Origin of the sequence: Streptomyces sp. NPDC060205 (assembly GCF_042728395.1) — a bacterium.
Taxonomy (GTDB): Bacteria; Actinomycetota; Actinomycetes; order Streptomycetales; family Streptomycetaceae; genus Streptomyces.
Genome location: NZ_JBHWZP010000031.1, coordinates 21,085 through 42,359, shown reverse-complemented (window position 1 = coordinate 42,359; position 21,275 = coordinate 21,085). Strand labels below are relative to the sequence as shown.

22 protein-coding genes, 1 other RNA gene and 1 pseudogene are annotated in these 21,275 nt (G+C 71.8%); 16 read left to right on the top strand and 8 right to left on the bottom strand.

Translation table 11 applies throughout. The annotated features are described in order from the left end of the window. Positions 1 to 123: 123 nt before the first annotated feature. The 5 genes from ACFWGJ_RS08330 to ACFWGJ_RS08310 all read left to right on the top strand — a co-directional run bounded on the left by ACFWGJ_RS08330 (position 124) and on the right by ACFWGJ_RS08310 (position 4,496). Positions 124 to 933, top strand: a complete 810-nt coding sequence (locus ACFWGJ_RS08330) for an SDR family oxidoreductase (protein ID WP_387321802.1) — start codon at positions 124 to 126, stop codon at positions 931 to 933. Between the two features lie 211 nt (positions 934 to 1,144). Beyond that, positions 1,145 to 2,632, top strand: coding sequence for an ABC transporter permease (locus ACFWGJ_RS08325; protein ID WP_387321800.1), 1,488 nt, complete (start codon positions 1,145 to 1,147; stop codon positions 2,630 to 2,632). Between the two features lie 55 nt (positions 2,633 to 2,687). Then, positions 2,688 to 3,380, top strand: coding sequence for an ABC transporter ATP-binding protein (locus tag ACFWGJ_RS08320; RefSeq protein WP_387321799.1), 693 nt, complete (start codon positions 2,688 to 2,690; stop codon positions 3,378 to 3,380). Positions 3,381 to 3,576: 196 nt separating this feature from the next. Further along, positions 3,577 to 4,137, top strand: coding sequence for a DoxX family protein (locus tag ACFWGJ_RS08315; RefSeq protein WP_387321798.1), 561 nt, complete (start codon positions 3,577 to 3,579; stop codon positions 4,135 to 4,137). A 5-nt stretch (positions 4,138 to 4,142) separates the two neighbouring features. Further along, positions 4,143 to 4,496, top strand: coding sequence for a MazG-like family protein (locus ACFWGJ_RS08310; RefSeq protein WP_387321797.1), 354 nt, complete (start codon positions 4,143 to 4,145; stop codon positions 4,494 to 4,496). A gap of 147 nt (positions 4,497 to 4,643) precedes the next feature. On the opposite strand, the gene ACFWGJ_RS08305 is transcribed toward ACFWGJ_RS08310, so the two are convergent. After that, positions 4,644 to 5,177 carry a YceI family protein gene (locus tag ACFWGJ_RS08305; protein WP_387321796.1) on the bottom strand — a complete coding sequence of 178 codons (534 nt, stop codon included), beginning with the start codon at positions 5,175 to 5,177 and terminating at the stop codon, positions 4,644 to 4,646. A gap of 91 nt (positions 5,178 to 5,268) precedes the next feature. On the opposite strand from ACFWGJ_RS08305, the gene ACFWGJ_RS08300 reads away from it, so the two are divergent. Beyond that, positions 5,269 to 5,832 (top strand): MarR family winged helix-turn-helix transcriptional regulator, encoded by a 564-nt coding sequence (locus ACFWGJ_RS08300; protein WP_387321795.1) that lies wholly within the window; start codon positions 5,269 to 5,271, stop codon positions 5,830 to 5,832. A gap of 9 nt (positions 5,833 to 5,841) precedes the next feature. Here ACFWGJ_RS08300 and ACFWGJ_RS08295 read toward each other — a convergent pair whose 3' ends face one another. Continuing rightward, positions 5,842 to 7,191, bottom strand: coding sequence for an SGNH/GDSL hydrolase family protein (locus ACFWGJ_RS08295; RefSeq protein ID WP_387321812.1), 1,350 nt, complete (start codon positions 7,189 to 7,191; stop codon positions 5,842 to 5,844). 27 nt (positions 7,192 to 7,218) lie between these two features. Further along, positions 7,219 to 8,595 (bottom strand): PHB depolymerase family esterase, encoded by a 1,377-nt coding sequence (locus ACFWGJ_RS08290; protein WP_387321794.1) that lies wholly within the window; start codon positions 8,593 to 8,595, stop codon positions 7,219 to 7,221. Positions 8,596 to 8,876: 281 nt separating this feature from the next. Between ACFWGJ_RS08290 and ACFWGJ_RS08285 the strand changes: the two genes are divergently transcribed. Next, positions 8,877 to 9,548: an enoyl-CoA hydratase-related protein gene (locus ACFWGJ_RS08285; protein ID WP_387321793.1), complete on the top strand. Its 672-nt coding sequence runs from the start codon at positions 8,877 to 8,879 to the stop codon at positions 9,546 to 9,548. 17 nt (positions 9,549 to 9,565) lie between these two features. Here the strand turns inward: ACFWGJ_RS08285 and ACFWGJ_RS08280 are convergent, their stop codons facing one another. Then, complete coding sequence (locus ACFWGJ_RS08280; RefSeq protein ID WP_387321792.1) at positions 9,566 to 10,345, bottom strand: SDR family NAD(P)-dependent oxidoreductase; 780 nt, start codon at positions 10,343 to 10,345, stop codon at positions 9,566 to 9,568. A gap of 111 nt (positions 10,346 to 10,456) precedes the next feature. On the opposite strand from ACFWGJ_RS08280, the gene ACFWGJ_RS08275 reads away from it, so the two are divergent. The 5 genes from ACFWGJ_RS08275 (at position 10,457) to ACFWGJ_RS08255 (ending at position 14,226) form a co-directional block, all read left to right on the top strand. Next, complete coding sequence (locus ACFWGJ_RS08275; protein ID WP_387321791.1) at positions 10,457 to 11,143, top strand: TetR/AcrR family transcriptional regulator; 687 nt, start codon at positions 10,457 to 10,459, stop codon at positions 11,141 to 11,143. 260 nt (positions 11,144 to 11,403) lie between these two features. Continuing rightward, positions 11,404 to 12,075, top strand: coding sequence for a glycoside hydrolase family 11 protein (locus tag ACFWGJ_RS08270; protein ID WP_387321789.1), 672 nt, complete (start codon positions 11,404 to 11,406; stop codon positions 12,073 to 12,075). Further along, positions 12,072 to 12,752 carry a polysaccharide deacetylase family protein gene (locus ACFWGJ_RS08265; protein WP_387321787.1) on the top strand — a complete coding sequence of 227 codons (681 nt, stop codon included), beginning with the start codon at positions 12,072 to 12,074 and terminating at the stop codon, positions 12,750 to 12,752. The genes ACFWGJ_RS08270 and ACFWGJ_RS08265 overlap by 4 nt, the downstream gene beginning before the upstream one ends. Positions 12,753 to 12,923: 171 nt before the next feature. Next, positions 12,924 to 13,622: a restriction endonuclease gene (locus ACFWGJ_RS08260; protein WP_381834515.1), complete on the top strand. Its 699-nt coding sequence runs from the start codon at positions 12,924 to 12,926 to the stop codon at positions 13,620 to 13,622. A gap of 154 nt (positions 13,623 to 13,776) precedes the next feature. Next, the gene (locus ACFWGJ_RS08255) at positions 13,777 to 14,226 is read left to right on the top strand and encodes a spore-associated protein (protein WP_387321786.1); all 450 of its coding nucleotides are present in this window, start codon (positions 13,777 to 13,779) and stop codon (positions 14,224 to 14,226) included. Positions 14,227 to 14,263: 37 nt separating this feature from the next. Here the strand turns inward: ACFWGJ_RS08255 and rnpB are convergent. From rnpB to ACFWGJ_RS08240, 3 genes and pseudogenes are all read right to left on the bottom strand, one after another. Then, positions 14,264 to 14,670, bottom strand: an RNA gene (rnpB, locus tag ACFWGJ_RS08250) — RNase P RNA component class A. A gap of 67 nt (positions 14,671 to 14,737) precedes the next feature. Continuing rightward, positions 14,738 to 15,568: pseudogene (locus ACFWGJ_RS08245) on the bottom strand (DMT family transporter); the annotation flags it as partial. A gap of 19 nt (positions 15,569 to 15,587) precedes the next feature. After that, positions 15,588 to 16,475, bottom strand: coding sequence for an AraC family transcriptional regulator (locus ACFWGJ_RS08240; protein WP_387321785.1), 888 nt, complete (start codon positions 16,473 to 16,475; stop codon positions 15,588 to 15,590). 104 nt (positions 16,476 to 16,579) lie between these two features. Here ACFWGJ_RS08240 and ACFWGJ_RS08235 point away from each other — a divergent pair, with 104 nt between their 5' ends. Together ACFWGJ_RS08235 and ACFWGJ_RS08230 are read left to right on the top strand one after the other, a co-directional pair. Then, positions 16,580 to 17,401, top strand: coding sequence for a MerR family transcriptional regulator (locus ACFWGJ_RS08235; protein WP_387321784.1), 822 nt, complete (start codon positions 16,580 to 16,582; stop codon positions 17,399 to 17,401). Then, a complete protein-coding gene (locus ACFWGJ_RS08230) occupies positions 17,398 to 18,075 on the top strand; it encodes a hypothetical protein (protein WP_381832899.1) in 678 nt (225 codons plus the stop codon). The genes ACFWGJ_RS08235 and ACFWGJ_RS08230 overlap by 4 nt, the downstream gene beginning before the upstream one ends. Here the strand turns inward: ACFWGJ_RS08230 and ACFWGJ_RS08225 are convergent. Next, positions 18,026 to 19,543 (bottom strand): RNB domain-containing ribonuclease, encoded by a 1,518-nt coding sequence (locus ACFWGJ_RS08225; protein WP_387321783.1) that lies wholly within the window; start codon positions 19,541 to 19,543, stop codon positions 18,026 to 18,028. The genes ACFWGJ_RS08230 and ACFWGJ_RS08225 overlap by 50 nt on opposite strands. Before the next feature lie 90 nt (positions 19,544 to 19,633). On the opposite strand from ACFWGJ_RS08225, the gene yaaA reads away from it, so the two are divergent. Beyond that, on the top strand, positions 19,634 to 20,434 hold the full coding sequence (yaaA, locus tag ACFWGJ_RS08220) for a peroxide stress protein YaaA (RefSeq protein ID WP_387321782.1): 801 nt from the start codon (positions 19,634 to 19,636) through the stop codon (positions 20,432 to 20,434). 62 nt (positions 20,435 to 20,496) lie between these two features. Further along, positions 20,497 to 21,159, top strand: a complete 663-nt coding sequence (eda, locus tag ACFWGJ_RS08215; RefSeq protein ID WP_387321780.1) for a bifunctional 4-hydroxy-2-oxoglutarate aldolase/2-dehydro-3-deoxy-phosphogluconate aldolase — start codon at positions 20,497 to 20,499, stop codon at positions 21,157 to 21,159. Positions 21,160 to 21,275: the final 116 nt, after the last annotated feature.

Sequence of the window (21,275 nt, the reverse complement as noted above, 5' to 3'; positions counted from 1 at the left end):
TGTACGAGGAATTGGAGTGGTCAGAGTCAACGGTGGACCGTCAGGGACACAACAGTCGGATGTCGGACGGATGAGTTCCAGATGGCGGACCGTCGACCATGGCCTCCCGTACGCTGCGGGGCCATGAACGCCCATCGAACGAAGATCGCGATCGTGACAGGCGCCGGCTCGGGAATCGGCCGTGCCGTGGCCCTCGAACTGCTGCGGACCGGCTGGTCGGTGACGCTCGCCGGCCGCCGCGCGGAACGGCTGGAGGAGACGGCGGCGCTCGCGCGGGCGGCCCTCGCGGACGCGCCGCCCGGGGCCGCCGGGGAGCCGGCCGGGAAAGAGAGCACGTCGTTGTGCGTACGCGCCGACGTCTCACGGCCCGAGGAGGTGGCCGCGCTCTTCGAGGCCACACGGAACCGCTTCGGCCGCTTGGACCTGCTGTTCAACAACGCCGGCACGTTCGGACCCGGCGGCGTGCCGTTCGAGGACCTCCCCTACGAGGCCTGGCGGCATGTGGTCGGGACGAATCTCGACGGGGCGTTCCTGTGCGCGCAGGCGGCCTACCGGCAGATGAAGGAGCAGGATCCGCAGGGCGGGCGCATCATCAACAATGGCTCGATCTCGGCGCACACGCCCCGGCCGCGGTCGGCGGCGTACACGGCGACGAAGCACGCGCTGACGGGCCTCACGAAGTCGCTGTCGCTGGACGGGCGGCCGTACCGGATCGTCTGCGGGCAGATCGACATCGGGAACGCGGCGACGGACATGACCTCGCGGATGACGACGGGCGCCTTGCAGGCGAACGGGGAGGTGGCCGCGGAGCCGGTGATGGATGTGGACGACGTGGGGCGGACGGTTCGTCATATGGCGGAGTTGCCGTTGGAGGCGAACGTGCAGTTCGCGACGGTTCTCGCGAGCGGCATGCCTTATGTGGGGCGGGGGTAGCTCCATCGGCGGGCTCGCCGGGGCGCCGGGGGCCGCGGGTTGTTCGAACCTGCGGGTCCGTCGTGGCCGGGCGCGCAGTTCCCCGCGCCCCTTTGGGGCGCCCCCGGTCGCATTCTCAGGTCCTACACATTCCCTACTCAGGGTGCCTCAAAGGTTCGTCCATAGCTTGTGGCAGCGCCCACAGCGGGCGCCAAGAACCTTAGGGACAGGGATGTTTGGCATCTATCTCAAGCGTGAACTGAGCCGGCGCAAGAAGTCGGCTCTGGTCATCGCCATGGGTCTGGCGCTCGGAATCGCGCTGGTCATCACCGTCAACTCGGTGTCGGCCGGCATGTCACAGGCACAGGACAAGGTCCTGCAGTCGCTGTACGGACTCGGCACCGACATGACGGTGACCAAAGCCAGGGAGGCCCCTTCCGCCGGCAGCAAGCAGTCGGGCAGGCCGAATTTCGAATTCGACGCCGGCTCGGACGAGGACGAGGAACAGAGTTCGGACCGTGTGACGACACAGGGCGGTCAGACCCTCAAGTCCTCCCTCATCGCGAAGGTCGCCGCGCAGAAGAACGTGGCGAGCGCGGTGGGCGCGCTGACCCTGAACGTCACGAAGGTCGACGGCAGTTTCACCCAGGGCAAGGCCAAGACCGACACCTCCACGCAGGGCTCCCAGGGCCAGGGCGGCGGCCCCGGCGGCGCGGGCGGCGGCGGTTCGACCGGCCAGCCCCAGGTGCAGGGCGGCGGCGCCTCCTTCGACGTGAACTCGTACTCCGTCTCCGGTGTCGACGTCACGAACCAGGACCTGGGCCCGCTCGCCACCACGAAGATCAGCAAGGGCAAGACGTTCACGGCGGCGCAGACGAACACGAAGGTCGCCGTACTCAGCACGTCCTACGCCAAGGAGAACAAGTACACCGTCGGCGAGAACATCAAGATCTCCGGCACCAAGTACGAGGTCATCGGGATCGCGACCCCGGACAGCAGCGAGTCGACGACCGACGTCTACCTCCCGCTCAAGCAGGCCCAGACGCTCGGTGACTCCAAGAACAAGATCTCCACGATCTATGTGAAGGCGTCCGACTCCCAGCGCATCGACGCGGTCAAGGCGGCCATCCAGAAGAACATCGACGGTACGACGGTCACGACCTCGGCCGATCTCGCGGACACCGTCTCCGGCTCGCTGTCGACGGCCTCCGACCTGGCGACCAGCGTGGGCAAGTGGCTCTCCATCGCGGTGCTGGTAGCCGCGTTCCTCGTCGCCGCGCTGCTCACCTCGTCGGCGGTCAGCCGGCGGGTGCGGGAGTTCGGCACCCTGAAGGCGCTCGGCTGGCCGAGCCGCAAGGTCACCCGGCAGGTCGTCGGCGAGTCGGTCGTGAACGGCCTGCTCGGCGGAGCGCTCGGTATCGCCCTCGGCCTGGCGGCGGCGTACGCGGTCACGGCCATCAGCCCCACCCTCACCGCCGAACTCGGTGCCACGGGCGGCGGCGGCCAGGGCGGCCCCGGCGGCGGTCCGGGTGGCGGGGGCGGCCCCGGCGGGCAGAGCGCGTCGAGCACCCTCGACATCGCGCTGTCCGCGCCGGTCTCCGTCACCACCATCGCGCTCGCCGTGGGTCTCGCGGTCGCGGGCGGGCTGATCGCCGGCGCGATGGGCGGCTGGCGCGCCTCCCGGATGCGCCCGGCCGACGCGCTGCGCAGCGTGTCGTAGCCCCCTCCCCCCAACACCACGGCACGTCACGTCACGTTCGTTACGGAGAAGACGTATGTACAAGCTCACCGGCGTCACCAAGAACTACACGAGAGGCAAGGAGACCGTGGAGGCGCTGCGCGGCGTCGACCTCACCATCGAGGACGGCGACCAGCTCGTCATCCAGGGCCCCACCGGCGGCGGCAAGTCGACCCTGCTGCAGATGATCGGCGGCCTGGACCGCCCGTCCTCCGGCAGCGTCGAGCTGGACGGTGTGGACCTCGCTTCCCTCAGCGAGGCCCGGCTGACCCGGGTGCGCGCCGAAAAGATCGGCATCATCTTCCAGTCGTTCAACCTCATCCCCACGCTCACCGCGCAGGAGAACGTCGAGACCGCGCTCGTACCGCTCGGCGTCAAGTCGTCGGAGCGGCGCGCGAAGGCCGCCGAGGCGCTGGGCTCGGTCGGTCTCGGCGACCGCCTCACCCATGCGCCCGGCGAACTGTCCGGCGGTCAGCAGCAGCGCGTCGCGGTCGCCCGCGCGCTGGTCAAGAACCCGAAGGTGCTGCTCGCCGACGAACCCACGGGCAACCTCGACGAGGGCACCCGCGACGACATCATGGCCCTGCTGGAGGGGCTGTGGAGGGAGCACGGGCTGACGTTCGTCATGGTCACGCACGACTCGTCGATCGCCCGGCGCGCACCCCGGCTCGCGACGATCAGGAAGGGCCGGATCGCCCTGACCGAACAGCAGCCGCAGCCCGCGCTCTGACCGTCAGCCCGCAGGGCCCGTACGCGCCCTCGGAGGCCGCTCACCCTCACCGGTGGGCGGCCTCTCGCGGTCGAGCCGGTCGAGGCGGTCGCGGCCGATCACCCGAACGGCGGCGCGGGCCAGGGCCCGGGCGCCGGTCCGGTGCGACGGTGAGCAGACGCATCCATGCTGTGACCTGCGAGGAGTGACGGGAACCGTGACCTGTTTCGACCGACGCGACCTGGGACTGCTGCTGCTCCGCCTCGGTACGGGCGGAGTTCTGGCGGCGCACGGGGCGCAGAAGCTCTTCGGCTGGTTCGGCGGGGGCGGCCTGTCCGGGACGGGCGAGTTCATGGAGTCCGTGGGGTACGCGCCCGGCCGGGCCAGCGCCGCCGCGGCGGGCCTGGCGGAGGCGGGCGGCGGCACGCTGCTCGCGCTGGGCCTCGCCACCCCGGCGGCCGGCGCCGCCGCGGCCGGGGCGATGGCGGGAGCCTCCGCCCTGCACGCGCCGAACGGCTTCTTCGCGCAGAGCGGCGGCTACGAGCACGCGGCCTCCCTGGGCCTCACGGCGGCGGGCCTGGCCGTCGCGGGCCCCGGCCGGATCTCCCTGGACCACGCCCTGGGCCACACCGTCGACCGGAACTGGATGGTGCCGGTCGCCCTCGCGGTGACGGCGGCGGCGACCCTGGCGGTGATCGGAGCGCGGCACGCGCGGGTGCGGGACCAGGAGGACGACGGGCAGGGCGAGTTGTCCGACGAGGACGGCGTGGCAGTCTGAGGTCCATGAGCGACGACGGTGACCTCTGGCAGTCCATCGAGCACCTCCAGGACCGGCTGGCCCGCACCCAGCCGGACCGCCCGCCCCAGGAGACCCTTCTCCTGCGGATGCTGAAGCTCTCCGAGGAGGTGGGCGAGGTCGCCGAGGCGGTCATCGGCGCCACCGGCCAGAACCCCCGCAAGGGCGTGTCGCACACGTGGGACGACGTACGCGCGGAGCTCTGCGACGTGATCATCACAGCGGCGGTGGCCCTGCGAACACTCTCCCCCGACGCCCAACAGATCTTCACCACCCACTTGACCCGAGTGACGTCCCGCTCCCAGGAACCTGACACGCCCACCCCTGAAAAGCCCCTCTAGGGGCGCGGGGAACTGCGCGGCCCACCCCCACCGCCCCGCAGCCGAAACCCGGCCCCCCGCCCGTAAGGGGCGCGGGGAACGGCGCAGTCTTTTGCCTTCAGGGGCGCGGGGAACTGCGCGACAAGCCCCCACTGACCCGCACCCGAACTACACCCCCTCGCCGGAGGCGGACCCGCGCCGCGTGAACCGGAGCGTCGCGGTCACCGTGGTCAGCCCCCGAATCATCCCCATCTGATTCCACCCCAGATTGAACTGCTCCCGGTCCACGGTGAACTCAGCGGCAAGCGTCACCGCCTCGGCGCTCGACTCGGTGACCGTCGCGGTGACGGACTGCGGGCGGCTGACACCGCGTACGGTCAGCTCACCGCTGATCGCGACGGTGTCGTCCGGCCGGACCACCGCGTCACGGACCGCGAAGACGAGCGTCGGATGCCGCTCGGCATCGAAGAAGTCCGGACCGTGCAGATGCGCGTCACGCTTCGCGTTCTTCGTGTCGAGCGACCCGGCCTGCACCGTGATCGCGCCGTGCGCGCTGCCGCCGGCCTCGACCTCGCCCTCACCGGAGACCGCGCCGAAGGCGCCCTTCACCGTGACCAGCCCCCACATCGTCTTGTGCTTGATGGCGACGGCGGAGCGAACGGCGTCGAGCTGCCACAGGCCGGTTTCCACAGCGACGGTCATGGGTCTTCTCCTGGTTGATCAGTTGTCCAAATTTGGATGACTCCACGCTAGCGGGTCATCCAAAAATGGACAACCGGTAGACTGCGACACCATGGCCGACTCCCCCGCCCCCGCCGACCAGCCCGCTTCCGTCCCGCCGGACGACGAAGCGGTGGAGGGCGCGCCGGAGGACGGCCTGGCGAACGGGTTGCCGGACGGCCTCCTGCCCGCCGAACTCCGTTCCTGGATGCGCCTGCTGGCGGCGGCCGGCGCGATCGAGCAGCAGCTGCGTGCGCGCGTGAAGGACGCCATGGGTGTCTCGCACGACGAGTTCCTGGTGCTGTGCCTGCTGGCGGACCAGCCGGGCTCCAGCCTGCGGATGACCCGCATCGCGGAACTGCTGGGCCGCCCGAAGACCCGGCTGACGTACCAGGTCGCCTGTCTGCAGCACGCGGGGCTCATCACCAAGAACTCCGCGTGCGGCGACCGGCGCGGTATCGAGGTGGCCCTCACGGACAAGGCCCGCCGACTGCTGAGCGAGTCCACGGGCCCGCTGGCCGCCGCCGTCTCGCAGGCCATCGCGCGGACGGCCTGCGCCCAGCGATACACACAGCTCCACGACCTCCTGCCTCCGCCCCTGCCCCTGCCCGCCGACCCCGCGGAGAAGACCGCCTGACCGGGCCGGTCAGCCGTTTCGCGTCCGGAACAGCCGGAGCGGCACCGCGGCGGCCAGCGTCCGGTACCCCTGCGGATTGAGGTGCAGCCAGTCCCCGTCGTGCAGCGCGGACCGCAGGCGCCGCGGGTCCGCCGGGTCACGGACGGCCCGGTCGAGGTCGACGACCGCGTCGAAGCGTCCACTCGTACGGATCCAGGAGTTGACCTCCTGCCGGGACGCCTCACGGTGCCCGTCGGGGTCGTCGTACATCGCGTTGCCGCCGAACGGCGTCAGCGTGGCCCCGTACACGCGGATGCCCTGCGCGTGCGCCCGGACGACGATCTGCTCGTACGCGGCGATCAGTTCGGTCGTGACGCGGCGCTGGGCGGTGGGCGTGGCGGGGGCGGTTCCGAGGTCGTTGACCCCCTCGAAGACGACCAGCCAGGAGACTCCGCTGCGGGACAGGACGTCCCGGTCCAGGCGGGCGAGGACGTTGGGGCCGAGACCGTCGGCGAGGACGCGGTTGCCGCCCGCGGCCTGGTTGAGCACCGCGACCCCGCCGGTCGCGGGATGCGCGCGGAGCCGGTCCAGCAGGCGGTCGGTCCAGCGGTCGTTCCCGTTGGTGGTGGAGCCGCGCCCGTCGGTCAGCGAGTCGCCGAGCACGGCGACCGCCGCCGTTCCGGGGGCGGAAAGCACCTCGACATCGCTGAGGAGGTACCAGTGGTCGACGGCGGTCGCCCCCGGGAGGTCCAGGTCCCGGGTGCGGTCGGCGTGACCGGCCTTCTGGAGGTACGAGGTGGTGCGCGACCCGGGGTGCGAGGTGAGCGCGGTGGACGGCTGCCCCTCGGCGAGGTAGGCGGTCACGGTCAGCACCGAGCCCGGTTGCAGGGCGAAGTCCAGGGGGTCGGAGACGAGTTGGGCCCCGACGGGCACGGTCGCCGACGCGCGTCCGGCGAAGGTCACGCGCCGCGGCGAGCCCGGTTCGACGGCGCTGACTCCGGCCCGCCCGCCGAGCGGAAGCGCCACGCTCACGGCGGTGAGGGGCAGCGTGGTGTCGCCGAACGCGTTGGAGAACCGCAGCCGGATCCGCCCGCCGCCGGTCGAGACCCGTACGGTCTGCCGCAGGGTGGTGTCGGCGAGGACGGCCCGCTCCTCGGTGAACGGCGGGGGCGGCATGTTGCCCGGCTCGGTGAGCTGCGGCATCGCGGTCCAGGTGTTGACCCAGTGCCGGGCGCCCGACCCGGCCGGCCCGCCGGAACCACGGTCCGCACCCCGTGCCCCCTCGACGAGGGCCACCACGGCGGACGCGCTCACGGCGAGGACCAGGACGAGGACGAAGGGGGTGAGGAGACGGACGAACGAGTGCTTTCCCGACGGCAGCACGGACCGTAGCGGTTGCGTACGCACTCAGCCACCGCTGCAAGCAGTGCCGTTGAGAGTGAAAGCGGCCGGCGCCGCACTGTTGCCCGTATGACTCGCCTGATAGCCGATGCTGACACTCGCGTTCGCCGCGATCGTGCCGTTGTACGAGGCGTTCGTGGCCGTCACCGCGCCGCTCGCCGGGGCGTACGCGGCGCCCCAGCCGTTGGTGATGCTCTGCCCGGACGGCAGGGTGAAGCCCAGCCGCCAGCCCTCGATGCGGGAGGTACCGGTGTTGGTGATCGTCACGGAGCCGGTCAGGCCCGTGTTCCAGGCGCTGGTCGTGGCGGTCACCTTGCAGGCGCCGGGCTGGGGTTGAGGGCCGGGACCCGAACTGTCCAGGCCGAAGAAGGTGAGGACGCGGGCCGCCATGCCCCAGGCGTACAGGTTGTGGCCGATGCCCTGAAGGCTGACGGCCTCGACGGGGGCCTGGTCACCGGTGGCCCCGTAGCGGGTACGGGTCCAGCCGGACTGGGGCGAGTCGGTGGCGGCCGGGGTCTGGCTGACGCCCAGCACGTTCGTCCACTGCTCGATCTCCTCCCCGAAGTTGGGGTAGCGCAGCACGTCGTCCTCGGTGCCGTGCCACACCTGCATACGCGGCCTCGGACCGGTGTAGCCGGGGTAGGCGTTGCGGACCAGGTCGCCCCACTCCTGCGGGGTGTGGAGCACGGTGCCGCCGGAGCAGGCACTGTTCCACTCGGAGCCGTCCGTGGTGGCGAAGCAGCCGAACGGTACGCCCGAGAACGCGGCGCCCGCGGCGAACACGTCCGGGTAGTCGCCGAGCAGGACGTTCGTCATCATCGCGCCGGAGGAGATACCGGTGGCGAAGACGCGGTCGGTGTCGGCGGAGTAGGTGCGTGTCACCCAGTCGACCATCGACTTGATGCCGACCGGATCGCTGCCCCCGCCGCGGGTCAGCGCCTGGGGCGAGGAGACGTCGAAGCACTTGCTGGCGCGGGTGACCGACGGGTACACGACGATGAACCCGTACTGGTCGGCGAGCGAGGCGTACTCGGTGCCGGAGTACATCGCCGGGCCGGAACCCGTGCAGTAGTGGACGGCCACCACCACGGCGGGGTTCGCGGTGACGCTGTCCGGTACGTAGAGGTACATCTGGAGGTTGCTGGGGTTGCTGCCGAAACCGGTGACCTCGGTGAGGGCCGCGGTGGGTACGGCACCCGGCGCGGGCTCGGCGTCCACCGCGGCACCGGGCGCCGCGGCGGGCGCCGTTTCGGCCGGCTCGCGGGCGGCGGCCCCGGGCGCGCCGAGGAGCGCCGTCGCGAGCAGGGACACCAGTGCCGCGAAGAGCACTGCGGGCCCCGGACGCGGGTGTCTGCGCGCGGTATTACTGCCAGTGGCGGACATGTCTGTCCTTTCCGGATCGCGGCTGTGGGTGTGGTGCGGTGGAGCGGCACCACGCGACGGGGCCGGCCGCATGGCATGGTCATGACTGTGATGGAAGCGCTCCCACAGGGTGGAGACCGAAACCGGCCACTACGGGCGACCCGACTCGACGAGCGGCTCCTCGAAACCGTTGCGCACCCGCACCGCGTGCCATAAGTTACCCGCAGGTAGCCTCATGGCGGAGGCGACGGTGAAGACACCCGCACTGCCGGCGAGGGAAGCGTCAGTCCGAAGGAGTCACCGTGCCGACACTCGACCGCCAGGACGACGTATTCGTTCTCGATCTCGGAGACGGCGAGAACCGTTTCCACCCCGACTGGCTCGCCTCCGTCAGCGCCGCGCTGGACGAGGTCGAGAAGGCGGAGGGGCCGCGCGCCCTGGTGACCGCCGCCACCGGCAAGTTCTACTCCAACGGCCTCGACCTGGACTGGCTGTTCGCGCACGCCGACCAGCAGGAGGACTACGTCGTCGGCGTGCAGGAGCTGCTCGCGCGGACGCTGTCCCTGCCCGTGATCACCGTGGCCGCCCTGCAGGGGCACACCTTCGCGGCCGGCGCGATGTTCTCCCTGGCCCACGACTTCCGTGTGATGCGGGCCGACCGCGGGTACTGGTGCCTGCCCGAGGCCGAGATCAACATCCCCTTCACCCCGGGCATGTCCGCGCTGATCCAGTCCCGGCTGCATCCGCGTGCCGCCCACGAGGCCATGCTCACCGCCCGCCGCTACGGAGGCGGCGACGCCCTGGCCGCCGGGCTCGTCGACCACGCGGTGGCCGAGGACGCCGTACGCGCGAAGGCGGTGGAACTGGCCGCGGCACAGGCGGGCAAGGCCGGACCGACCCTCGGCACCATCAAGTCCCGTATGTACGCGCCCGTCCTGGCCACCCTGCGCACCAGGGACAACCCTCTCGGCTGACCCGACTTGAACCCGTCCTAGACGGCGGACCAGCCGTTGTCCACCGGGAGGACGACCCCGTTGATGTTGCTCGCGGCACCGGAGGCCAGGAAGACGATGGCGGCGGCCTTTTCGTCGGCCGTCGCCGTACGGCCGATGTTGCCCATGTAGCCCATCAGCACGGACGGCCCGTGCGCCTCCGCGTCCACGTCGACCTGGATGCCCGTCACCGTGCCGCCCGGGGCGATCGCGTTCGTCCGCACTCCCTTGGCTCGGTACATGACGGCGAGGGACTTGACGAGGCCGAGCACACCGTGTTTGGAGACCGTGTACGCGGTGCCGGCGGCACTGCCCCGCAGGGACGCCTCGGAGGCGGTGAACACGATCGCCGCGTCGCCGCTCGCCAGGAGGTGGGGCAGCGCGGCCCTGCTGAGCAGGAACGGCGCGGTCAGATTGATCCGCAGGACGCGCTCCCACTCCTCGTCGGCGGTGTCGGCGGCGGCCGACATCCTGTCTATGACGCCCGCGTTGTTGACCAGCACGTCGATGCCTCCGAAGGTGCCCACGGCGGTGGCGACGACCTGGTCGACGACCTGCTGATCGCCGAGGTCCCCGATCACGGCGACGGCGGCGCCGCCGGTCCCGGAGATCTCCTCCGCGACCGCTTTCGTACCGTCGGCGTTGATGTCGGCGAGGACGACGCGGGCGCCTTCCGCCGCGAAGCGCAGCGCGGCGGCGCGGCCGATCCCGGAACCGGCTCCGGTGACGACGACCGACTTGCCGGACAGTCCTGTGGCACGCGTGCTGGTGGGGCTCATCGGTGGTCCTCCTGGAGGTCCGCACGGGCGCGCGGCCCGTGCTCAGCCGGGCCTTCACTATCCAGCACGTGTCGGTTATCCGACAAGTGCCGGAAAGGATAGGCTCGGGCCATGCCCGCGCGCTCCATGGACCCCCGCACCCGCCGCTCCCGCTCCGCCCTGGAGACCGCCCTGCGGGAACTCATCGCCGAGCGCGACCTCAGCCAGATCTCGGTCTCCGACATCACCAAGCGCGCGAGCGTCAACCGGTCGACGTTCTACGAGCACTACACCGACGTGCACGATCTGGCCGCCGCCGCGTGCACGACGGTCTTCGACGAACTGGTGGCGGCCAGCCCGACGGTCGTCCCGCCGCTCAACGCCGAGGGCAGCCCCACGGTCGAGCTGCTGCCGGAGCTGTTCGCGCACGTCGCCGAACACGCCCCGCTCTACCGGGCCCTGCTGGGCGACGACGGCAGCGCCCGCGTCATCAACCACCTGCTGCACCGGATGACGGTCGCGGCCCACGTCCGCCGCGTCCCGGCCGAGACAGCGGGGGCGGCAGGGGCGGCCGACGTCCCCGTGCGCCCCTCGCCGGCGCCTGCGCCCACCGGCGAGGACCCGGCGGACATCCCGCACGATCCGGCTGCCGCGTTCGTGGCGGGCGCGGTGCTCGGCACGGTCGTCGACTGGCTCCGCCGCGGCTGCCCCGGCACCCCCGAGACGATGGCCGCCGCGCTCTGGCCGCTGCTCATCGGCACGGCGAGGGCGGCGGGATGGGGGACGGAAGGGCCCGGGGCGGCCCAGGCCGCCGAATGATGCCGCGACGCTTCGCTCCGTAAGTTCATCGAAACATTCGAAGATGTGACCTGGTTTATTTGATCTCTCCCGGATGGGCATTTCGCGGAGCGTGCCGCACAGTCGTCGCCCGGCACCCCTGAGCAGGCAATTAGACCTTCCGTATCGCCTCACGCGACACGAATGTTTCGTAATCATGGGCGAAACTGTTGACGCTTGACGGGTCCAGGTCAACACTGTTCGACCAAACCCGCCCCGTGGAAGACGGAGGGAACCCGCACATGAACCTCACCCCCGCACAGCCGAACCGCAGGCAGGCCTGCGCCCTGCTGCTGGGCGCCGCGACCGCGCTCACGCTCCCCGGCACGGCCCACGCCGACACGGTCGTCACCACGAACCAGACCGGCACGAACAACGGGTACTACTACTCGTTCTGGACGGACGCACAGGGCACGGTCTCCATGAACCTGGGCTCCGGCGGCAGCTACGGCACCACCTGGAGGAACACCGGGAACTTCGTGGCCGGCAAGGGCTGGAGCAACGGCAGCCGCAGGACCGTGACGTACTCCGGCGCCTTCAACCCGTCCGGCAACGCCTACCTGACCCTCTACGGGTGGACGGCGAGCCCGCTCGTCGAGTACTACATCGTCGACAACTGGGGCACGTACCGGCCCACGGGCACGTACAAGGGCACGGTCAGCAGCGACGGCGGCACGTACGACATCTACCAGACGACGCGGTACAACGCCCCGTCCGTCGAGGGCACGAAGACCTTCAACCAGTACTGGAGCGTCCGGCAGTCGAGGAGGACCGGCGGCAGCATCACCACCGGCAACCACTTCGACGCGTGGGCACGGGCCGGGATGCCGCTCGGCACGTTCAAGTACTACATGATCCTCGCGACCGAGGGTTATCAGAGCAGCGGCAGCTCAAGCATCACGGTGGCGGCGTGATCGCCGGCGCCCGGCCGCGTCCCTGGACGACGGCGGTGGCCGCCGTCGCGCTGACGGCGGCGGGCACGCTCACCGTCGGCGCCGCCCCGGCGCACGCCGCCGCCTGCACCGGATACGTCGGGCTGACCTTCGACGACGGCCCGTCCAGCAGCACACCGGCCCTCCTCAGCGCGCTCACCCGGAACGGGCTGCGGGCCACGATGTTCAACCAGGGCAATTACGCCGCCGCCAACCCGTCCCGGGTCCAGGCCCAGGTCGGCGCGGGCATGTGGGTCGGCAACCACAGCTACAGCCACCCGCATCTGACGCAACTGGGCCAGGCGCAGATCGACTCGGAGATCTCGCGGACCCAGCAGGCGATCGCGGCGGCGGGCGGCGGTACGCCGAAACTGTTCCGACCGCCGTACGGCGAGACCAACGCGACGGTGCGGGCGGTCGAGGCCAAGTACGGGCTGACCGAGATCATCTGGAACGTGGACTCGCAGGACTGGAACAACGCGAGCACGGACGCGATCGTGCAGGCCGTCGGACGGCTCGGCAACGGCCAGGTCATCCTCATGCACGACTGGCCGGCCAACACGCTCGCCGCGATCCCGCGCATAGCGCAGAACCTGACCGCCCGCGGCCTGTGCGCCGGCCGCATCTCCCCGCAGACAGGTCAGGCGGTGGCGCCCTGACCGACCGCCGGACCTCGTCGGAGACGGTCGGCCTGGCGTCGGCCGTCACCGGCGAGTGAGGCGCGAAGGACGCTCGGACCATGGCCGACTCGCGCTCTTCCGGCCCACCGACGTACTGCCCAGACTGCCCAACGGAACGGCGGAACGGCGGAAGGTCAGGAGGGTACGGGGATGGCTGCTCGTAAGCGGCAGAAAGCACAGGCACAGGCACGTGCACGGGTGAAGGCGGCCGTGACCGGCGGCGTGGTGCTGCTCGGCCTCCTCGCGTTGTCCTGGTCGACCGTGTGGCCGTACGTCCTGGCCGCCGTGATCCTCGGCGGTATCGGGACGGTGGGCTGGTGGCTGTGGCGCACGGACCGGGTGGTGCGCGCGCAGGACCGCCGCTGGCGTCGGAACGACGAGGTGGAGGCCGGCCGCCGGACTCTCGCGCAGGTGGACGCCATGACCGGCACGGAGTTCGAGGAACTGGTCGCCGGTCTGTGCCGCCGCGACGGATGTACGGAGGTCCGCCGGGTGGGCGGTTCGCACGACAACGGCGCCGATGTCCTCGGGCGGCTCCCGGACGGCCGGACCATGGTGATCCAGTGCAAGCGGTACACACCGAGCAGCACGATCGCGAGCCGCGAACTGCGTGATCTGTTGGGCGCCAAGGTGCATTTCCGGGCAGATCTGGCCGTCTTCGTGGCGACCACGCGCTTCAGCCGCCCTTCCGAGGAGTTCGCGGTCGAGCACGGAATCCTCGCCGTGCACCGGGACCACCTGGGGCTCTGGAACAACGGAGTCCCGCTCGCCTCCTTATGGGGCGTGAACGGCCGGGGCCAGGGGGACTCCCGCCACCGGGCACGCTGGAGGCAGGCGTACGGCAAGTGAGCGAGGCACTGTTCGGTCCTCCCGGGCCCGGACTATTCGACCATCGTTGAAAGCTTTGCGGCACGTCAGCACAGGCACGGACACTGAACCCCGCGAACCACAGAAGTCGCACCACGGGTCTCGCACCACAGATCATGGATCACAAGGGGGAAGCATGCGATTCAACCGTTCCGTCCTGACCGCTGCCGCGTTCGCCGCACTGGCGGTGGGGACCACGACCGCGCTGGCGGTGCCCGCCTCGGCCGCGCCCAACACCACACCGCAGAAGGTCTGCGGAAGCGCCTACAAGACCGTGAACTCGGCGGCCATCGGCACCCAGGGCACCGTCTATCTGACGTACAACGCCTCGAACGGCCAGAACTGTGTGGCGACGATCCGCAACAACCCGGGCACCGCGGTGAACATGTCCGCGTACGTCTACGTCCCCGAAACCCAGGAAGGCGCCGGCGACGACGGCGCGTACACGTCGTACGCGGGCCCGGCGTACGTCTACGGCAAGGGCCACTGCATCGACTGGGGCGGCAGCATCAACAACGTCTTCGTCCAGATCACGGGCTCGAACTGCGCGTCCCTGAAGGAGAACCGGGTCACTTCCACCCGCTGACCCGCCGGTCCCGGGCGCCCGGTGAGGGCGTTACGGGCAGACGAGTCGGGCTGTACGCCGGGTTCTGTCGCCCGGGCGCCTCGCGGCGGCCGGGGAGACGGCCATCCATCTAGGGCCGGCGTTGCCGCCGGCCTCGTGCGGTCTACCCGGGGACTCGGGCGGGCAGCCCTCGAACGTCCTCGCAGAGCGCCTTTTACCGCGCTCCTTTTGACCTTGCTCCGGGTGGGGTTTACCTAGCCGCCTGAGTCACCTCAGGCGCTGGTGGTCTCTTACACCACCGTTTCACCCTTACCCGGGACCGAGGTCCCGGGCGGTTTGTTTTCTGTGGCACTGTCCCGCGGGTCACCCCGGGTGGCCGTTAGCCACCACCCTGCCCTGTGGAGCCCGGACGTTCCTCGGGAAGCGCCCCCGAAGGGGACTCCACGCGGCCGTCCGCCCGGCTCGTCTGCCGTGTCGACCATGCTACCGGGCGTTCGCCCCGCCGCCGTCCCGAGGCCGTCGCCAGGAACGAGCCCAGCAGGATCAGGGTGAAGGCCGCCACCACTCCCGCCGTCAGTTCCTCGTCCAGGAACAGGACGCCCGCCGTCACCGCCACCGCCGGGTTGACGTACGTGAAGACCACCGCCCGGGTCGGTCCCACCTCCCTGATCAGCTCCAGGAAGGCCACGAACGCGAGCGCCGTGCAGATCACTCCCAGGCCCGCGAGAGAGGCCAGGACCGGGAGGGAGGGAAGCGTGGCGGGCCATTGCAGGGCCGCCGCCGGGGCGTAGACCACGGCGGACAGGAGCAGGCACGGGGCTATCAGTTGCAGGGTCGGGATCTGGCGGAGGTAGCGCGCCATGATCAAGGGGGCCGTCGCGTAGCCCACCACCGTGATCAGCATTTCCGTGAGGGAACGGGCGTCGCCGCCCGTCAGGTGCGGGACGGTGAGAACCGCGACGCCGCCGAGGCCCAGTGCGAGGCCGAGCGTGCGGCGGGCGCCCAGGTGTTCCGTGTCGCCGAAGAAGCGGGCCAGGAGGACGCCCACGATCGGTACGCCCGCGATCAGCAGGCCCGCCGTCGAGCTGGAGAGGTGGCGTTCGGCGTCGGTCAGGGTCCACCACGGGCCGATGATCTCTATGCACGCGAAGGCCAGCATGGGGCGCCAGTGTGCTCGTACGACGTTGATCAGGTTTCCCTGGCGGACCGCGAAGGGGAGGAGCAGCGCCGCGCCCACCGCACAGCGTGCGAACACCACCATGGACGCGGACATGCCACCGTCCACCGCCACTTTGATCATCAGATACGGGATGCCCCAGAGGACTCCCATGAGGGAGAAGAGAAACCAGCCGCGTGCAGTCATGCGCGCAGTCTGGGGCGGGTCAGCGTCGGGCGTCTTGAACGCTGTTGCGGTACGCCGCAGGCGTCACCCCCAGCACCCGCCGGAACCAGCGGGTGAGGTGTGCCTGGTCCGCGAAGCCCACGAGAGCGGCCGTCTCGGCGGGGCGGTGGCCCGCTTCCAGCAGGCAGCGGGCGCGGTTCACCCGGTACTGGGCGAGCCATGCGTACGGCGGCATCCCCATGCTCGTACGGAAGGCGCGGAGGAGTTGGTAGCGGGACAGGCCGAGGTCCGCCGCCAGGGCCGCCAGGGAGGGCGGGGCCAGGAGTTCGTCGGCGAGGCGGTCGCGTACCGCCTCCGCCACGCGGCCCGCGCCCGGGATCGTGTCGCGTACGTGGCGCGCCGAGGAGTGGCGGCGGGCCAGGGCCGTGAGCAGCCACGGCACCCGGGACTCGGTCTCCAGGGGGTCCGGGCAGGCGCTGAGTTCGGTGTGCGTCAGGCGCAGGGCGGCGGCCAGTTCGGGGTCGTCGAGGAGTGGTTCGCGGAAGTTCGGGATGCCCAGGGTGCCCTCGGTGAGCAGGGGTGTCTCCGCGTACAGAGCGCGGTACGCGTAGCCTCCGGCGGTCTCGGCCGGGCCGCCCGTGTGCACCTCGTCGGGGCCCAGGACCACGATCGAACCGGGGCCCGGACGGATCCGGCCGCCGCGGTAGTCGATGACCTCGGCGCCCGCGACGCAGACCCCGATGGTGAACTCGTCGTGCGCGTGGGGCGCGTACCTGTGGCGGTCGAATCTGGCCGTCAGCAGGTCGAGCGGCCGGCCGGTGCCGCCGAGGGTCGCCCTCGTCCAGACGGCCTGCTCACGCCCGCCCGCGCGTACCGGGCCCCCGTCTCTCCCGCGTCCGCCGTGTTCATGCCCGTCCGCCTCCCCCATGGATGCACCCCCTCGCAAGCGCAACGCACCCGGCCCCGTTTCCATGCCCATCCGCGGTGCGGCTCGCTTGACCTTGCCGCAACGTCAACGTTTCTACTGAGGTCATGCGGATCGGAGAGCTCGCCGCGGCCGTCGGCGTCACGACGCGGACCGTGCGGCACTACCACCAGCTCGGGCTGCTGCCCGAGCCCGAGCGGCGCCCCAACGGCTACCGCGACTACGGGCTGCGGCACGCCGTCGCGCTGGCCCGGATCAGACGGCTGACCGAGCTGGGGCTCGGGCTCACCGAGGTACGGGACGTCCTCGCGGACGACGCCGGCCGCGACCTCGCCGAGGTGCTCGCGGAACTCGACGACGACCTGGCACGCCAGGAGGCGGCCATCCGGGCGAGGCGGCTGCGGCTGCGCGCCCTGCTCGACGCGGGCCGGATACCCGCGGAGGGTCCCGTTTCCCCCGAACTCGCCGCCATCTTCGGCGAGATGACCCGCCATCCGGAGCCGGCGATCGCCGCGAAGGACCGCGAGATGATCGCCCTGCTCGAAACGGTCGCGGCCCCGAAGGAACGGGAGCGGCTGCTGTCGGCGCTGCGCGCCACCGCGGATGTGCCGGGCGCCCCGGAGCGGGCGCACGCGGCCTACACGCTGCTGGACGAGCTCGCGGACGCCGACCCGGCCGACCCGCGCGTCGAGGAGGCCGCCCACGCCATCGCCGACTGCCTCCCGGACGAGGCCCTGGCCGGCCTGGGTCTGGACGGCCTCGGCCTCGACGGCTTCGACCCGGACGGGCCCGAGGCGGACGGCGGCGGCTTCCTGAGCGCCTTCCTCGACGACTTCCCGCCCGCGCAGTCCGCGGCCGTCCTGCGCACGATCCAGCTCCTCGTGCAACGCGCCCGCCCCGAACACGGCCGTCCGGAGCGCGGGCGATGACGGCCGGACGCGTACGGCGGCTCGTCGCGCACGAGGCGCGGCTGCTGGCGAGCATCGGCCGGTGGGTGGCCCGTCGCCCGCACGGTGTCGGGCCGGGGCCGGGACAAGGGCGGGCCTTCGGGTACGCCCGGGGGCAGGGCGCCATGATGTTCGGTCTCGGGTTCGTGTGTGTCCTGGAGAGCGCCTGCATGGCGGTGCTGCTGCGCAACCATCCCGCCGTGCACCGGGTCGTGCTCGCCCTCGACGTCTACACGCTGCTGCTCGTCGTCGGTATGCACGCGGCGTCCGTGACCCGTCCGCACGTCCTCGGCGACACGGTCCTGCGCGTCCGCCGCGCCGCCCATGTCGATCTGCGCGTCCCGCTGTCCTCGATCGCCTCCGTACGACGGGAGTTGGTCACCACGCACGAACGGACCGAGGGCCGACTGGATCTGCCGATGGCCGCGCAGACCACGGTCACCCTCGAACTGGACGCCCCGGTAAGGCACTTGAGCTTCCTGGGGCGCCCCCGGGACGTACGGCTGATCCGCTTCCACGCCGACGAGTCCGACGCGCTGGTACGCGCGATACGCAAGGCCGTACAGCCCCCGCCCGTACAGCCCTCGCCCGTACAGCCCGCTCCGCTCACGCGGGAGCGAACAGCACCTTCGCCGTCCCCGGGTCGGCCCGGGTGAGCCGTACCCGCAGCCGCTCCCCCAGCGGCAGCGCCGTCCCGTTCCCGCTCTCGATGCGGGCGACGACGGCAGGCACCTCCAACTGGACCGTTCCCACGGTGGGTTCGCGCTCCTGTACGTCCACGACGGTGGCGTCGAAGAGTTCGCCGACGCGGTCCTTGAGCAGGGCCGCCTCGACGATGTCCACGCATCCGCGCTCGGCCTGGCCCGCCCTGCGGTTGCCCTCGGCCATCCGGGCGGGCAGTTCGTCGAGCGCGGCGAGCACCCACTCGGGCGGGGCGGCGCCCGCGGCTGCGGCCAGGGACAGTTCGGAGGCGTACCGGTCGACGAGGCGGCGCAGCGGGGCCGTGCAGTGGGTGTAGGGCGCGGCGACGGCGGCGTGCGTGGTGATCCCGGGGACCGCCCCGTCCCGGAAGGGGGTGTAGCCGGCGCCGCGCAGCAGTGTCGTGCACTCCTGGAGGAAGGCCGCGTGGTGCGGCCGGTGCGGGTCGAGGGAACGGATGAGGCGCGCGTACGAGACGTGGTGCGGCCAGTCGATGCGCAGCGCGTGCGCGGTGCGCCGCAGCCGGCCGACCGCGCCGTCGGGGGCGGTCGGGAGCGTGCGCAGGATGCCGGTGCCGTGCGTGAGCATCAGCTCGGCGGCGGCCATGCCGGTGAGGAGGGAGATCTGCGCGTTCCAGCCCTCGGCGGGCAGCGGGGCACGGTAGACGAGTTCGTACGTGCCGCCGTGGGTCTGGGTCCTATCGGGGGCGCGGGTCCCGTCGGGGGCGCGGATCCCGTCGGGGGCGGGTCGCTCGATGATCTCCTGCTCGGGGACGTCGAGGGAGATGCCGCCGCGGTCCACCTCCCGCTGCTCGCGCAGCAGCCCGATGTCCTTGAGGAGGGCGAGGGGTTCCTCGGCCGTGCCCGCGTCGATCTGCCGCTGTACGCCCGCGTAGTCGAGCTTGGCCCGGCTGCGGACCAGGGCACGGCGTACGTCGGTCGCGGTCGGGGCGCCGTCCGCGTCCAGGTCGATCGTCCACAGGACGGCCGGGCGGGCCCCGTCCGGGAGCAGGCTCGCGGCGCCCTCGCTCAGCGCCGGCGGGTGCAGCGGGGTCTTCCCATCCGGGAAGTAGAGCGTGGTGACCCGGCGGTGGGCTTCGGCGTCCAGTGCGGCGCCGGGTACGACGAAGGCGGCCACGTCGGCGATCGCGTACCGCACCCGATAGCCGTGCGGGCGGCGCGAGAGGTGCATGGCCTGGTCGAGGTCGGTGGAGGTGGGCGGGTCGACGGTGAAGAAGGGGATGTCCGTCGCGTCGGCCCTCGTGCCGGGGTCCGGCGCCGTCGGCTCGCGGGCGGCGCGTTCGGCTTCGGCGAGCACGTCCGGCGGGAAGTCCTCGGGGACGCCCAGTTCGGTGCGCAGGGCGCGCAGCGCGGCCCGCAGCGGGGTCTCGGCTGCGTCGGTCGCTCGTATCCGGCGGCGGGGCACACGACGAGCGTAGGACGGGGTGCGGCGGGCGGCACCCCGTAGGCTGGCGGGTGCTCCGCCTACGTACCGAAAGCCCCAGGGAGATCCGCCGTGCTCGTGTTGTTGCCGCCGTCCGAAGGAAAGGCTCCCTCCGGGCGGGGCGCGCCGTTGAAGCCGGAGTCGCTGTCGCTGCCGGGGCTCGCCGAGGCACGCCAGGCGGTCCTCGACGAGCTGGTCGAGCTGTGCGCGGCCGACGAGGAGAAGGCGCGCGAGGTGCTCGGGCTGAGCGAGGGCCTGCGCGGCGAGGTCGCCAAGAACACGGAGCTGCGGACCGCGGGGGCGCGGCCCGCCGGGGAGATCTACACGGGCGTGCTGTACGACGCCCTGGACCTGGCCTCCCTCGACACCGCGGGCAAGCGGCGGGCGGCGCGTTCGCTGCTCGTCTTCTCGGGGCTGTGGGGGGCGGTCCGGGTGACGGACCGGATTCCCTCGTACCGCTGCTCGATGGGGGTGAAGCTGCCCGGTCTCGGGGCGCTGGGCGCGCACTGGCGTGCGCCGATGGCCGCCGTGCTGCCCGAGGCCGCCGGGAGCGGGCTCGTCCTCGACCTGCGGTCGGCGGCGTACGCGGCCGCGTGGAAGCCGAAGGGTGAGGTCGCGGGGCGTACGGCGAGCGTACGGGTGCTGCACGCGCCGACCCGGAAGGTCGTCAGCCACTTCAACAAGGCGACGAAGGGGCGCATCGTACGGAGCCTCATGGAGACCGGGGTCGTTCCGGCGGGCCCGGCGGAGCTGGTGGAGGCGTTGCGGGATCTGGGGTACGTGGTGGAGGTTGCGGGGACGGGTGGTGCGGCGGGTGCGGCCGGTGCGGGCAAGCCGTGGATGCTGGATGTGCTGGTGGACGAGATCCACTGAACGCTGTTGCAGTATGCGCAACGACCTTTGCGCATACTGCGTGCCGAGGGCAGGATGACGGCATGTCGCCTTCGCCGCTGCCCTCGTCGCCCTCGCCGTCACCGTCGCCCCTCCCTGTGCTCGAACTCGCGCCCGTCGTGCCCGTGGTCGTCGTCGAGGACCTCGCGGACGCCGTTCCGCTGGCGCGGGCGCTCGTCGCGGGCGGGCTGCCCGCGATCGAGGTGACGCTGCGGACGCCGGTGGCGCTCGACGCGATCCGGGCGATCGCGGACGAGGTGCCGGGGGCGGTGGTCGGTGCGGGCACGGTCATCTCGCCCGCCCAGGTGACGGACTGCGTGGCCGCCGGGGCGCGGTTCCTCGTCAGCCCCGGCTGGACGGACGTACTGCTCGACGCGATGAAGGCGTCCGGGGTGCCGTTCCTGCCGGGGGTGTCGACGACGTCGGAGGTCGTGGCGCTGCTGGAGCGCGGGGTGCGCGAGATGAAGTTCTTCCCGGCTCAGGCGGCCGGCGGCACGGCGTATCTCAAGTCGCTGGCCGGGCCGCTGCCGCAGGCCCGCTTCTGCCCGACGGGCGGTATCGGCCCCGCCGTCGCCCCCGAGTACCTGGCCCTGCCGAACGTCCTCTGCGTGGGCGGAAGCTGGATGCTCCCGTCGGACGCGACCGCCTCCGGCGACTGGGCCCGGGTGGAATCCCTCGCCCGAGAGGCGGCGAGGTTGCGCCCGTAGGGCGCCTCTTGGGGCGCCCCGAGGGGGCGCGGGGAACGGCGCGGGCAACCCCCACCGGCCCGCACCCGACAAACGACGGTTCCCCTCCAAGGGGCGCGGGGAACGGCGCGACCAGC

What these genes read in the sequence shown, in the direction of transcription:
- ACFWGJ_RS08235 (WP_387321784.1), top strand. Translation starts at nt 16,580, where the DNA reads ATGCGGATCGGAGAGCTCGCCGCGGCCGTCGGCGTCACGACGCGGACC.
- eda (WP_387321780.1), top strand. Translation starts at nt 20,497, where the DNA reads ATGTCGCCTTCGCCGCTGCCCTCGTCGCCCTCGCCGTCACCGTCGCCC.
- ACFWGJ_RS08280 (WP_387321792.1), bottom strand. Translation starts at nt 10,345, where the DNA reads ATGAGCCCCACCAGCACGCGTGCCACAGGACTGTCCGGCAAGTCGGTC.
- ACFWGJ_RS08310 (WP_387321797.1), top strand. Translation starts at nt 4,143, where the DNA reads ATGAGCGACGACGGTGACCTCTGGCAGTCCATCGAGCACCTCCAGGAC.
- ACFWGJ_RS08270 (WP_387321789.1), top strand. Translation starts at nt 11,404, where the DNA reads ATGAACCTCACCCCCGCACAGCCGAACCGCAGGCAGGCCTGCGCCCTG.
- ACFWGJ_RS08325 (WP_387321800.1), top strand. Translation starts at nt 1,145, where the DNA reads ATGTTTGGCATCTATCTCAAGCGTGAACTGAGCCGGCGCAAGAAGTCG.
- ACFWGJ_RS08240 (WP_387321785.1), bottom strand. Translation starts at nt 16,475, where the DNA reads ATGGGGGAGGCGGACGGGCATGAACACGGCGGACGCGGGAGAGACGGG.
- ACFWGJ_RS08255 (WP_387321786.1), top strand. Translation starts at nt 13,777, where the DNA reads ATGCGATTCAACCGTTCCGTCCTGACCGCTGCCGCGTTCGCCGCACTG.
- ACFWGJ_RS08290 (WP_387321794.1), bottom strand. Translation starts at nt 8,595, where the DNA reads ATGTCCGCCACTGGCAGTAATACCGCGCGCAGACACCCGCGTCCGGGG.
- ACFWGJ_RS08305 (WP_387321796.1), bottom strand. Translation starts at nt 5,177, where the DNA reads ATGACCGTCGCTGTGGAAACCGGCCTGTGGCAGCTCGACGCCGTTCGC.
- ACFWGJ_RS08300 (WP_387321795.1), top strand. Translation starts at nt 5,269, where the DNA reads ATGGCCGACTCCCCCGCCCCCGCCGACCAGCCCGCTTCCGTCCCGCCG.
- ACFWGJ_RS08260 (WP_381834515.1), top strand. Translation starts at nt 12,924, where the DNA reads ATGGCTGCTCGTAAGCGGCAGAAAGCACAGGCACAGGCACGTGCACGG.
- ACFWGJ_RS08230 (WP_381832899.1), top strand. Translation starts at nt 17,398, where the DNA reads ATGACGGCCGGACGCGTACGGCGGCTCGTCGCGCACGAGGCGCGGCTG.
- ACFWGJ_RS08320 (WP_387321799.1), top strand. Translation starts at nt 2,688, where the DNA reads ATGTACAAGCTCACCGGCGTCACCAAGAACTACACGAGAGGCAAGGAG.
- ACFWGJ_RS08275 (WP_387321791.1), top strand. Translation starts at nt 10,457, where the DNA reads ATGCCCGCGCGCTCCATGGACCCCCGCACCCGCCGCTCCCGCTCCGCC.
- ACFWGJ_RS08330 (WP_387321802.1), top strand. Translation starts at nt 124, where the DNA reads ATGAACGCCCATCGAACGAAGATCGCGATCGTGACAGGCGCCGGCTCG.